The organism is Cellvibrio sp. PSBB023 (genome assembly GCF_002007605.1).
GTDB lineage: Bacteria > Pseudomonadota > Gammaproteobacteria > Pseudomonadales > Cellvibrionaceae > Cellvibrio.
Map to the genome: position 1 here is coordinate 1,922,700 of NZ_CP019799.1, position 12,841 is coordinate 1,935,540.

Below are 12,841 nucleotides of genomic sequence, written 5' to 3' on the forward strand. Positions count from 1 at the left end.
TGCAGCCAACAGGCTGCCCGAGACTTGAGTCAACCGGCCGTCGGGCGCACTCATCAGCCCGACGGCAGTTGCCAAACTCACGCGTTTTACTTGATGACAATCGACCGGAATACAGGACGATTTTGACGATAGAAACGAATAGCCTGGGGCTCGTTTTTGGGCAGGCCTTTGACAATTTTGGCGTAATCATCCGGCGATTTAATATCGCTGAATGCGAGTTGGGTGATGATATCGCCTGGTTGTATCCCTGCTTCTGCTGCCGGACTGCCCGGTTTAACTTGCTGCACCACAACACCGGCCTCAGCGCCGCCGCGCTGACTGCGCTCCAAAGGCGTAATAATGAGCCCTAAACTATCCACGGTGTTTTGCGCAGGCGCCGACGCCGGGCGACTTGCGGCCTCTTGGGGGGATACAGGCAAGATTCCCACAGTGACACTCAGGGACTGCTGTTTGCCTTTGCGCATAATTACCACAGGCACCTTGGATTTTGGTGCAGTGCGCCCTACCAGATAAGGCAGGTCACTGGACGTATTCACGGCGTGGTCATTGAATTTAATGATCAGGTCACCCGCTTTTAAGCCTGATTTGGCTGCGGGACCATCAGCATCCAATTCGCTGATTAGCGCTCCCATGGGTTTATCAACCCCCAATGAACTGGCCAAGTTTTTGTCGACATCCTGAATCATCACGCCCAACCAGCCGCGATCTACACGACCTTTATCTTTTAATTGCGCAACCACATCGACGGCCAATGAGGACGGAATTGCGAAAGACAGCCCAACAGAACCACCACTGGGTGAGTAGATTTGGGAATTAATACCCACTACTTCGCCATCCATATTGAACAGCGGACCACCGGAGTTACCAGGGTTGATAGCGACATCCGTCTGGATAAACGGCACATAATTGCTTTCGCTATGTGCCGAGGGAATGCTGCGACCAATAGCACTGACAATACCGGCGCTGGCGGAGTAGTCCAGCCCGAACGGCGAACCAATCGCCACAACCCATTGCCCCACTTTCAAGGTTTCATCCTTCGCCAGGATCAGTGTTGGGAGATTTTTGGCGTCGATTTTCAGCAGCGCCAAATCCGAGCGCTCATCGCTGCCCACCAGGGTGGCACTGTACTCCCGCTGATCATTCAGAATGACAGTAATGCTGTCCATTTTGTCGACCACATGGTCGTTCGTCAGTACATAACCATCGGCTGAAATAATAAAACCTGATCCCAAAGAGCCGCGATCACGCGGTGCCTGACGGCGCTCTAACAATTCACGAAAAATATCCGGCAGGCCCTGCATATCTTGCGGCAAACTGCGCTGCGGTTCCGCCGCACTGCCTTTGGACACGGCGGTAATTTTCACCACTGCCGGTGAATGCTGCTCAATCAATTGGGTGAAATCCGGCAATTCCGCGGCCTGACTCACCAGCGAATAAACACTGATACTCACGATTGCAATAACGGTTTTGATACCGGACGCCCACTTGGCAGTCAATGTGTGCATGAATGGCTCCTTAGATGAAATGAATTCAGGTCGCAAAGACACTGGCTCGCACATTGAGACTGATGACAGATAAAAAAATTCCAACCCGATCCTGAAAACCGGGTTAAGAATAATCTGGGAATTGTGGTTAAAAAATGCAAGTCCACGCAGGCGTCAACTGCGCAAAAAATTACAGGCTAGGCTGTTTGCCACTATTGAGGTTTTGTTTTTCCACTAACTGTTCAAGTTGACTGGTAGTTACCGACGATGCCTCAGCGGCGGCTTGTTTTTCCGCCTCTGCTGCCACTTTGGCTGCCTGTTCGGCAGCCGCTTTCTGCTCCGCCGCTTTTACTGCCGCAACACGGCGCTCCATTTCTTTGCGGGATGCTTCATTTTCAAGGCGCAAGGTAATGCGGCGATTTTTTGCCTGACCGGCAGCGTTTTTGTTGTCGGCGATGGGAAACTTATCGCCATGCCAGCGCGTTGTAATAAAAGTGGCAGGCAGGCCTTTTTCAATCAAATAATCAGCGACTAATTCCGCCTGCTGCTGCGATAAGCGATCGGCGTCCTCTGGGGTTTCGTGTTTATCGCTGTGCGCATCCACCAAAATACCCAGCACCTTGTTGTCCGCCTTGGTGTAGCGAACAATTTTATCCAACTGCGCCTTGGCGGCTGAACTCAATACGTCGGCACCACTCGCGTAATTGATCAAGGTGCGCGATAACTGATCAAACGTATAAGGAATCAAATTGGCAACGCAACGTTTATAGGTGGCATAACTCGCGGCAAAATTGCGCGCATCCACTATTACCCGCAGATTGCTGCCCTCATTCGCACTGGCGCTGCTGAACACGACATTGGTGCCGCCCTCCAATGACTCCGCCAAGGTTTTAAGTTGTGCGGCATTTAAACGCAACCCAGTGGTCGCCGATAAGGTCATCAAACTCTGGGGGCAAGATCGCTACGCCATAAGGGCGGTACAGCTTCCAGCTTCACACTGCCAGCAGGGAAGGCTTTTTTAGCGCCGCGAAATTCAAAAAAACCGGCTGAACCTGCGTTTTGACCAAAATACGCGGTGCCAAATGCGGGAATCTCATGGGTCAAGCTGCACGCAAAAGCACCAGACTGGGCGCTCCACTTGGCATCAGTAAACCCGGAGGCATATGTCTGCGCCTGAACGCTAAACGCCATCGACAGAGGAATCATGGCGAGACAGGATAAAATCGCGGGTTTGGACAACAAAAACATGCAAATGAAGCTCAGTTGAAGGGACGATCTCTGGAGTATAGCCACCTGCTGCCGGATTGCCGACCAGAATTAAGGCTGCGGATGCATGCCATTTTTGGTAGCATGCCGCGACTTTTCTGATGCTTATTGCTTACCGCTAGGGAATCACCACTCATGACCCAAACACTGACGCTCACCCGCCCCGACGACTGGCATATTCACCTGCGCGACGGCGCGGCCCTTAGCCGCACCGTAGGCGATGCCGCCGGGCAGTTTGCACGGGCGATAGTTATGCCCAACCTCGTGCCGCCAGTGATGAATGCCGAACAAGCGCTGGACTACAAAGCGCGCATTTTGGCTGCGCGCCCCGCTGGCAGCCAGTTTGAACCGCTGATGGTGCTCTACCTCACCGACAACACCGACCCCGCTGAAATTGCCCGCGCCAAAGCCGCCGGGGTAAAAGCCTGCAAACTCTACCCGGCCGGTGCCACTACCAATTCAGCCTCAGGCGTAACCGACCTGAACAAGATCTACCCGGTACTGGAGGCGATGCAAAAAGAAGGCATGCACTTCTTATTGCACGGTGAAGTCACTGACAGTGCCATTGATATTTTTGATCGCGAAAAAGTGTTTCTGGATCGCACCTTCAGCCAGGTGGTACGGGATTTTCCAGCACTGAGGATGGTACTGGAGCACATCACCACTGCTGACGCCGCCGAATTTGTCGCCGCCGCACCAGCCAATGTAGCCGCGACCATTACAGCCCATCACCTGCTGTACAACCGCAACCACATGCTTGCGGGAGGTATTCGCCCTCATTATTACTGCCTGCCCATTTTGAAGCGTGGCACACACCAGCAAGCGCTGATCAAAGCCGCCACCAGCGGTAGCCCCAAATTCTTCCTGGGTACAGATTCAGCCCCGCACGCCAAGGACAAAAAAGAAGCTGCCTGCGGCTGTGCTGGTAGCTATACCGCTTTTGCCGCCATTGAACTCTATGCCGAAGCATTTGAAGACGCAGGAGCACTCGACAAGCTGGAAGGTTTCGCCAGCCATTTTGGCCCTGACTTTTACCAATTGCCGCGCAATACCGACACCATCACACTGGTGAAACAAGACTGGCAAGTGCCGGACAGCCTGATATTGGGCGATCAACCGCTGGTGCCATTGCGCGCCGGTGAAACCCTGCGCTGGAAGCTCCAATCCAGCACGACTAACAGCCAGTTGCATACGGCTTAAGGCGATACCGTGAATCCACCTGAAAACTCTCGCGATCCCGACTCTCCACTGGCACAGCGCTTTCGCGGCTTTTTGCCCGTGATTGTGGATGTGGAAACCGGCGGCTTTAACGCCCAGACCGATGCCCTGCTGGAAATTGCTGCCGTGACTATCCGCATGGATCAGGATGGTTTTTTACATCGCCACGAAACCTTTTCCTTCCATGTTGAGCCATTTGAAGGCGCCAACATTGAACAGGCCGCGCTGGACTTCACCGGCATTGATCTGGATAGCCCCGACCGCATGGCAGAGCCGGAATTGATGGTGATGACTGATTTGCTGGCCGCCGTACGCCGTGCCGTGAAAGAAAACGGCTGCACGCGCGCCGTGATTGTCGGCCATAACGCCCACTTTGATTTGAATTTTGTCAACGCTGCAGTGGATCGCTGCCATATCAAACGCAGCCCCTTTCACCCTTTCTCAGTATTCGATACCGCCACCCTGGCCGGACTTGCCTTTGGGCAAACGGTGCTGGCAAAAGCCTGCAAGGTTGCCGGACTTGAATTCAGTAATAGTGCCGCGCATTCAGCTGCCTACGACGCCGAAAAAACAGCCGACCTGTTTTGCCTGATAGTGAATCGCTGGAAGGAACTGGGCGGCTGGAATGCCCTGTTGGATGAAGAGGACGAGTAATTAATACCTCGCTGGATAAGCATTGCAGGTAAAGAAAGCAAAAGACATAAGGCTCACCTGATCGTGGTGAGCCAATATCGCGTAATGAGCCAAACTGTTTTCATTCACGCCGGACACCTGCCTATGAGCAAACACAATCCCCTCCTGCCCCACACCTATTCTCGTCACCTCATGGTCACTGCACTGATCGCCCTGGGCGCAGGCACAGTGAGCGCAGCAGAGCCGCCAACCGCAGCGGCCTCCGTTGGCCCCCAGGAATTGATCCAGACATTTGAAGCCGTTGCTGGCGTACACAAGGGGATGCGACGCGGTCACGCCAAAGGCTATTGTGCAAAAGGCTTATTTACCGGCACAGATGGCGCCAACCAATATTCCAGATCACCGATTTTTAATGGGACACCGCACCCGGTAACAATGCGTTTCTCCCTGGGAGGCGGTAACCCGGCAGCCAGTGATGCCGCGCGCGGGCCACGAGGCATGGCTCTGCAAATCAAATTGCCCGATGGCCAGATGCACAACATGGCTATGCTCAGCACCCCCATGTTCCCCGCTAAAAACCCAACGGTTTTTAATGGCTTACTGCAAACCTTTATTCCCGACCCTAAAACCGGCAAACCCGACCCAGCCAAGACAGTCGCTTACCGGGCAGAACACCCGGACACACAAACCCAACCCGCATGGCTTGCAAGCCACAATCCCTCCTGGAGTTATGGTTCAACACGCTATTTCGGGATACATACCTTCTTTTTCACAGGAAGCGATGGCAAGCGTCACAAGGTGCGCTGGCAATTTAACCCCACTGCGGGTGAAAAATTGTTAAGCGATGAGGAATTAGCCAACGCCGGTAGCGACTTTTTGATCGACCACCTACGCGGACAACTGGCAAAAGGGCCTGTCCGCTGGGATATGGTGATCAGCCTTGGCGAAGCAAATGACAGCGAGATAGACCCATCACAAACCTGGCCGGATAACCGCCCCACAGTCACCCTGGCCACGTTGAGCCTAAGCTCCGCCGATGCCACGGATAAGGATTGTGAGGCGGTGAATTTTGACCCCAACCGGGTGACCCCAGGGGTAGAACCAAGCGCAGATCCTGTGCTGCAAATGCGCTCGGCCGCCTATGCTATTTCCTTCGGTAAACGCCTGAGCGGCCAGTAACCGAATGGCCTGATCAAGCGCCTAGCAGTATCTCCGGCACATGCCCCGGCGCCAGTGATTGTTTGATCGCTGGCGCTATGACTTCCGCGGCACCTTTGGCGATCAATTTGCCGTCCTGATTGTGCGCCTCGCAATCCAGCGTCACCAACTTCACCCGCTCTTTGATCTCTGCCACTGTCAGAGTGACCGTCACCGTATCGCCAATTTTTACCGGATGTTTAAAACTCAGGCTCTGGCCGCGATAGACCGAACCAGGGCCAGGCAGGCGCGTGGCAATTGCCGCAGACACCAATGCACCCGTCCACATACCATGGCCAATGGGCTCGCCAAATACGGTGGTAGCGGCATAGTCTTTATCCAGATGTACCGGGTTTACATCGCCAGAACAGGCGGCGAAAAGAATCACATCGCGCTCGGTCAGGGTTTTACTGTAGGTCGCTGTTTGACCCAGCGCGATTTCATTAATTGGGTAGTTTTCAAGCAAATTCATAGCCTTATCCACTGAGCTGTGTAAAAAAGGCGTACAGTTTAATCCATATCAACTTTATTTAACCGCTATCACCTGCAGCAAGCGGCTTTCGCGCTGTAAAAACACCAACGGGGTTGTTATGCTAGCTCCCAGCGAAAATAACAACCTAACTTTTTAGGGAACCAGTAGGAGCCTGTATGTCAAAGTCACAAAAGCTGTTTGTTGTTGTTGACCCCAACGACACCCACCACATAGCACTTGAGCGCGCGATTATCGTTTCATCCTTGATGCAAGGCATCAAACCCAAGGTTCACGCCTTTGTCGCGGTTGATGGCGATGCGGTAGACACTCGCTCTATTAACGACAATTTGTTCCGCGACCTGACCTGGTTTGAGCAAAATATTAAAAGCCCACTGGCCAATGCCGGTATCGAATACACCCTGGAAGTATCTTGGTCGAGCGAATGGCAAAAATCCATTATGGAATCAGCCAAACGCTTTGATGCCGATTTGATTTATCTGCCAGTACACGCCAAAACCAACAACAGCCGTTTCAGTTTCTCTGAATCAAAATGGGAATTGTTGAAAGGCGCATACTGCCCTGTCGTATTGATTCGCCCGGGTGCAAAAGCACAGCGCAAAGTGATTCTTGCTGCCGTTAACATGCAAGCACAACGCGATGTACAAATTGAATTAAACAAAAAGATCATCGAACAAGCTAAATTCTATGCTGATGTCTACGGTGCAGATCTGCATGTGATCAACGGCTACCTGGATTCACTGAGCTATCCTGATCGCGGTCGCTTGGTTGCCTTGACTGGCCTGCCTAACGACAAAATTCACGTGGCCAATGGTTATACTTCTGACGTGGTGTCAGCGCTGGCTGAAGAAATCAGTGCTGACTTGATCGTGATGGGAACATTGGGTCAAAACGGCATGACCAAAACCCGTCGCGGCAACACAGCCGAGCGTTTGATTGCAGCAGTTGATACCGATGTAATGGTCATTAACCACGGTTAATGACGGCGATTTAAAAACTGGTAACAACAAAACCCGATTATCAACCGATAATCGGGTTTTTTTATTGGCAGACGATTAATGGTATTGCCGATGATCCATAAAAAATGGCGACCACCAAGGCCGCCATTTTTCAATCGACTCAAGCAGAATTAACGCATTGAATCGCCAATCACTTTAATCAGCTCACCATTATTGGTATCGCCACTCAACTCCCAGAAGAATGTACCGCCTAGGCTTTGTTGATGCACGTAGTCCATTTTGCCAACCATGGTTTGCGGCGTATCGTAACTCCACCAGTTGCCATTACAGAACGCGTAGGCTGTGCCACCCACAGTGCCGGTTGCCGGGCAGGTATTTTTCAGCACTTTGTAGTCTTCTATACCGGCTTCATACGAACCTGTTGCAGCACCTGTTGCAGCACCGCCAGGTGCAGCTTGGGTTACACCTGACCAACCGCGACCATAGAATCCAACACCTAACAGGATTTTGTTCGCCGGAATGCCTTTGGCTTTCAGCAACTGCACAGCAGCGTCTGAATAGAATTCAGCGGCAGGAATACCTGAGTAGCCATAAAGTGCAGAGTGCGGAGCGGTTGGGCCTTTGGCCGCAAATGCGCCGAAGTAGTCATAAGTCATTGGCATAATGAAATCCAGATATTGGGCAGCACCGGCATAGTCAGCGGCGTTGATTTTTGAAGGCGCCGCACCGATTGCTGAAGTCACCAGCGCATTGGCACCAAAGCGGGTACGCAACGCCTGAATCAGGTTTTTGTACGCTGAGAAGCCGCTCGTATCACACGTCAGGCCGCAATCGTTGGGGTATTCCCAGTCGATATCAATACCATCGAACACATCCGCCCAACGAGGGTCTTCCACCAGGTTGTAGCATGAGTTGGCAAATGCAGTAGGGTTAGCTGCTGCTTGACCAAAACCACCCGACCAGGTCCAACCACCGAATGACCAAATCACCTTGATGTTTGGATAGGCTTTTTTCAGCTTACGCAACTGATTGAAGCTACCGCGCAAGGGTTGATCCCAGGTATCTGCAACACCGTCAACACTCAAATCCGCCGTGTAAGCGCGCTCGTAATCAGCATAGGCATCGCCAATCACACACTGGCCATTTTGCACATTACCGAAGGCATAAAGAATGTGGGTCAATTGCGCCGCCGAACCGCTGGTGGCGATGTTTTTCACATGGTAGTTACGGGCATAAGTACCCCATTGCGCAAAGTACCCAACCACTCGTTTGCCACCAACCGAGCTGACGCTGCTGGACGATGAGCTGGATACCACCGAACTGACAACAGAGCTGGAGGATGATCGGATAACAGAGGATGAGCTACTCACTGTTGAGGCAGATGAGGTTGAACATTGACCTTTGTTTGCCCAGACACCATCGACAGATGAGTTGGTTACTGGATCCTGGCCTTGCGTCCACCATTTAGCCTGATACTTAACACCATTACGCACTACTTCATTACCACCCGTGTAAACAGCCGTGCTATTCCACGCGGTAACACCGGAGCAGCCAGCTACCGAGGTGACAGATGAAGCGACTGATGATGTTTGACTCACAGTGGAGCTGGCAACAGAGCTTGGCGCTGCACTGGATACGGACGAAGAACTGACGGTACCGCCGGAACAACTACCCAAACTGCTCCAGGCATTTGTCCATGCCCAACCTGTGCCTGGCGCATAGGGGCCACCCACAGTACACCAGCCACCCACAGTACAGGAGTATGCACTGCCGCCGTTTTGCACTATGGCGCCCGTGGCGTAAGTAGCACCGCCCTGATACTGCGCAACGCCATTACAGTTATAGGCTTGCGCCTGGTTTGCCAATAAACCGGCAGTTGATAACAGCCCAAGGGTTGATAATAGTTTTATTAACTTAGGGGATCTCATTGAAACTTCCTCTGCATAATTTTTTTATTACACCGCTTGATAAGTATTGTGAATACCAAAACGGCTCCCGATACATCCACACAGTGACGCGCTCAACACTTATCCACCCACGCAAAAAATAACGCCGTAAATAAGGCGCGCTCCTTGTAATATTTTTTTGTCCGCTAACAGCATCCTGCAACACTCTCGTCCGCACCACTTTTGCCCACAAAATGCTGAGAGAAATGCACTATTTGCAGGCAAAATAAATCCTTCAGGCGATAAAAAGCCCTGAGCGATATCTCAAACCAGGAAATAAAAATTTGGAAAAAAGCGCACCCAACCCTGTAATAACAGAGTAGAAAAAACAGCACAGAAATCGCGAAAAAATAAAACGAACCACATTGAACACAACAGCAGATTTTTAAATTAAACCTGTGTTTTTTATCGATCCTTGGCTTACTACACGGTTGTTATGATTGTTATATCAATAGTAAAACCAACACACGCTTGAAAAATACACCCAACAGGACAACGTTGTCAACAGATTGTCATAAAGATGCTTTCAAGATCACATTTTTAACCGGGTATCAGCTGACAGGGAAAAGGAAGAATGCGACAACAGCGCACAACACAACAAGTGATGGCGCTGCACAAGGAAATGATATTACTGGCGAGATTTTTTAATGAGATCGTACGCGGATTGGATTTCCTGTGAGCGTTCCGTGGCCGCCTTGATCATATCCTCTGGCATGCCCTGCCCGATCAACTTGTCGGGGTGATACTCGCTCATTAATTTCCGGTAGGCTTTTTTTAACTCCGCATCACTTGCGGTTTTATCGACACCCAAGGCCTGATATGCCAGTGTTAAGGCGTCGCCACGAACAGCGTCCTGGTAACTGCCGCGCTCGCGATTAAACGCATCCTGCGCATTCAACATTCGCAGCAATTGTTCAAAGGCAAAGCGGGAGAAACCCAACTTTTCTGCCAACTGGCGCAGAACTTGTGCCTCCTGTTGGTCCAGCACCCCATCGGCCATGGCCAGATTTACCAAGTTGACCAACAGCATGTTGTTTAAATTCGGGCTCACGCCACACACGCGTTTGAACTCTGCAATGGTTGCATCAAAATCAAAATCGGCGGCAGCACCGTTTTTAAACAAACGAATTGCTTCGCGGCGATGGTCTGGCGTTAACCCCATTTTTACCATCAGCGCTTCGGTTAACTGTACTTCCGTTTCGCTCACACGACCATCGGCCTTGGCGAGATAACCCAATAATAAAAATACACTGTTAAAAAAAGTCGTTTGAATTTGTTCGCGCTGTTGGGCAGTGAGCTTGGGCGTATTTTTATGGCGACGCCACAGCAAAAATAAAAACCCAAGCAGCCCGCCTAACAAAACGCCCACCAAACCCACAAGCAATAAAATGCCACGCAATACTATTCGCAACACTGTACCTAATACCTTAATCATGCTGTTCCTGTAGGGTGTAAAAAATAGAAGATGAAAATTGACGGCAGTTTATGCACTGCCGGTTTATCAATTGCGAATTTTATGAACTGCACGACAGCATGGAACAACCAGCTTTGTGTCTGGCCCACTCTGGTCGTTTGGCATAATAGGATTCATATTCCGGCTGTTCATCATAGGGGTTGCGCAGCAGTTGCAACAATCGCTCAACCTCGGAGAAATCCCCTGCTGTCGCGCTATCAATGGCTTGCTGTGCCAAATAATTGCGCAGCACATATTTGGGATTTGCGCGATTCATCACCGCGCGCCGCGCCGCATCGCTCACATTGTGTAGCACCCGATCCTGCTGTAACCGCTGCCCGTAACGACGCAGCCAGTTGATCATAGCGAACCGAGCCTCTGCAGTCGGTTCAGCGTAATAAGCCAAGGCCACCTTATCAAACCACTGTTGATCCGTGTATTGATCAATGTCATCGAGCGCGTATTGCGCAAGTTGGCGATAAAAAATGGTCATATCAATCTCGGCTGATTGCAGCACAACCAATAAATCATCTGTTAAGGATTGGTCGCGCTCCGGATCAAAACGATGCAAACCTAATTTATTCGCCATATCCCGCTGGGCGCAGCGCTCATATTCAGCACGATATTGCTCAAGCGCTGCCTGCAATGGCTCCACTGCATTGATTAGCGGGTAAATCGCATTAGCCAACTGCGTCAAGTTCCACAGCGCAATGCGCGGTTGATTGCCATAGCGATAGCGACGGCCCTGCGCATCGGTGGTGTTTGGTGTCCAATCCGGATCATAACCTTCCAACCAACCGTAAGGGCCGTAATCAATGGTCAAGCCGAGGATCGACATATTGTCGGTATTCATCACGCCATGAACAAAACCGACACGCATCCAATGGGCAATTAACTGCGCCGTTGTCGTACACACTTCGGTAAACCAACGCAGATAAATATCACTGTTAATCTCCGTTGTTGTTGGCGATAACAGCTGCGGGAAATCCGTGCGAATGGTGAAGTCTGCCAGGCGCTTTAATAATTCGTTATCGCCACGTGCCGATAAAATTTCAAAATTGCCAAAGCGCGTAAAGCTGGGCGCAACGCGACACACAACGGCGCCCGGTTCAAATTGGGCGTTGCCGTCGTAAAACATATCGCGCCGAACGCGTTCGCCCGTGGTAACCAAGCTCAAGGCGCGTGTTGTGGGCACGCCTAAATGAAACATGGCTTCACTGCATAAAAATTCGCGCACCGAGGAGCGCAATACCGCTAAACCATCGGCAGTGCGCGAGTAAGGTGTGGGACCAGCGCCTTTTAATTGCAGCGTCCAATACTCACCCTTGCTATTGCGCAACTCACCCAGATTAATGGCGCGGCCATCACCCAACTGCCCTGCCCAATTACCAAATTGATGTCCACCGTAACAACAGGCATGAGGCTCCATGCCCGCCAATAATTGATTGCCGGCAAATACCTGCGCAAATTCTGCGTGCTGGAAAATGGTGGCGGGTAAATCCAGTAATGCGGCGACCTCGGCTGCACCTGCCAACAGTTGGGGATTACTTACTGGCGTAGGATTAACGCGCGAATAAATCGCACCCGTCACCTGACGTCGATAATTTTCCGTTTCCGGATCAGCCGGTAACTCGCGCACAAGGCGATTATCAAACAGCAATTCATGCAGGGAAGTTTTCATAGAGGTCAGCGCAAATGGCGCCTGTTTCCGAGAGTTAAGTCGCCAGGCGAGGTGTAACCGGTGGCGACAAGGGAGGTGATATGCCCGACCATGCGGGCAGTGCAATAATTACTTTACGCCGAGCAATTCAATTTTGTAGCCATCCGGGTCCTCTACGAAGGCGAGAATGGTAGTGCCGTGCAACATAGGGCCAGGTTCGCGAACAATTTTACCGCCTGCCGCACGGATTTTATCGCAGGTGGCATAGACATCCTCACACCCCAAAGCAATGTGACCATAGCCCTTGCCAAGGTCGTAACTTTCTACGCCATAGTTGTAAGTTAATTCAATCACTGAGTTGTTGGCTTCATCGCCATACCCAACAAACGCGAGGGTAAATTTGCCGTCAGGATAATCGTGTTGACGCAACAATTTCATACCCAGAACCTGGGTGTAAAACTCGATGGATTTTGGCAAGTTGCCAACACGCAACATAGTGTGAAGAAGACGCATAACTCTACCTTTCAATAACTCT

Annotated in this window: 12 protein-coding genes; 4 read left to right on the forward strand and 8 right to left on the reverse strand. The window is 51.3% G+C overall.

Features of this window, described 5'->3' with window-relative positions; translation table 11 throughout:
• Positions 1–86: 86 nt before the first annotated feature.
• The 3 genes from B0D95_RS08515 to B0D95_RS20980 form a co-directional block, all read right to left on the reverse strand.
• Positions 87–1,505: a Do family serine endopeptidase gene (locus B0D95_RS08515; RefSeq protein WP_078043502.1), complete on the reverse strand. Its 1,419-nt coding sequence runs from the start codon at positions 1,503–1,505 to the stop codon at positions 87–89.
• A gap of 169 nt (positions 1,506–1,674) precedes the next feature.
• Entirely contained in the window at positions 1,675–2,424 is a 750-nt protein-coding gene (locus B0D95_RS08520; RefSeq protein ID WP_078043503.1) for an OmpA family protein, read from the reverse strand.
• The gene (locus tag B0D95_RS20980; RefSeq protein ID WP_078043504.1) at positions 2,424–2,732 is read right to left on the reverse strand and encodes a hypothetical protein; all 309 of its coding nucleotides are present in this window, start codon (positions 2,730–2,732) and stop codon (positions 2,424–2,426) included. Before B0D95_RS20980 ends, B0D95_RS08520 begins: the two co-directional genes overlap by 1 nt.
• Positions 2,733–2,885: 153 nt before the next feature.
• On the opposite strand from B0D95_RS20980, the gene pyrC reads away from it, so the two are divergent.
• The 3 genes from pyrC to B0D95_RS08540 all read left to right on the forward strand — a co-directional run bounded on the left by pyrC (position 2,886) and on the right by B0D95_RS08540 (position 5,780).
• Positions 2,886–3,950: a dihydroorotase gene (gene pyrC, locus B0D95_RS08530; protein ID WP_078043505.1), complete on the forward strand. Its 1,065-nt coding sequence runs from the start codon at positions 2,886–2,888 to the stop codon at positions 3,948–3,950.
• A 9-nt stretch (positions 3,951–3,959) separates the two neighbouring features.
• Positions 3,960–4,622, forward strand: coding sequence for a ribonuclease T (gene rnt, locus B0D95_RS08535; RefSeq protein ID WP_078043506.1), 663 nt, complete (start codon positions 3,960–3,962; stop codon positions 4,620–4,622).
• 123 nt (positions 4,623–4,745) lie between these two features.
• Positions 4,746–5,780, forward strand: coding sequence for a catalase family peroxidase (locus B0D95_RS08540; RefSeq protein ID WP_168172426.1), 1,035 nt, complete (start codon positions 4,746–4,748; stop codon positions 5,778–5,780).
• A gap of 13 nt (positions 5,781–5,793) precedes the next feature.
• Here B0D95_RS08540 and B0D95_RS08545 read toward each other — a convergent pair whose 3' ends face one another.
• The gene (locus B0D95_RS08545) at positions 5,794–6,270 is read right to left on the reverse strand and encodes a MaoC/PaaZ C-terminal domain-containing protein (RefSeq protein ID WP_078043508.1); all 477 of its coding nucleotides are present in this window, start codon (positions 6,268–6,270) and stop codon (positions 5,794–5,796) included.
• A 176-nt stretch (positions 6,271–6,446) separates the two neighbouring features.
• Here B0D95_RS08545 and B0D95_RS08550 point away from each other — a divergent pair, with 176 nt between their 5' ends.
• On the forward strand, positions 6,447–7,268 hold the full coding sequence (locus B0D95_RS08550) for a universal stress protein (protein ID WP_078043509.1): 822 nt from the start codon (positions 6,447–6,449) through the stop codon (positions 7,266–7,268).
• Positions 7,269–7,417: 149 nt separating this feature from the next.
• On the opposite strand, the gene B0D95_RS08555 is transcribed toward B0D95_RS08550, so the two are convergent.
• The 4 genes from B0D95_RS08555 to gloA form a co-directional block, all read right to left on the reverse strand.
• Positions 7,418–9,175: a glycosyl hydrolase family 18 protein gene (locus B0D95_RS08555; RefSeq protein WP_078043510.1), complete on the reverse strand. Its 1,758-nt coding sequence runs from the start codon at positions 9,173–9,175 to the stop codon at positions 7,418–7,420.
• Between the two features lie 646 nt (positions 9,176–9,821).
• The gene (gene djlA / locus B0D95_RS08560; RefSeq protein WP_078043511.1) at positions 9,822–10,628 is read right to left on the reverse strand and encodes a co-chaperone DjlA; all 807 of its coding nucleotides are present in this window, start codon (positions 10,626–10,628) and stop codon (positions 9,822–9,824) included.
• A 79-nt stretch (positions 10,629–10,707) separates the two neighbouring features.
• Positions 10,708–12,327 (reverse strand): YdiU family protein, encoded by a 1,620-nt coding sequence (locus tag B0D95_RS08565; protein ID WP_078043512.1) that lies wholly within the window; start codon positions 12,325–12,327, stop codon positions 10,708–10,710.
• A 108-nt stretch (positions 12,328–12,435) separates the two neighbouring features.
• Positions 12,436–12,819, reverse strand: a complete 384-nt coding sequence (gloA, locus tag B0D95_RS08570) for a lactoylglutathione lyase (protein ID WP_078043513.1) — start codon at positions 12,817–12,819, stop codon at positions 12,436–12,438.
• Positions 12,820–12,841: the final 22 nt, after the last annotated feature.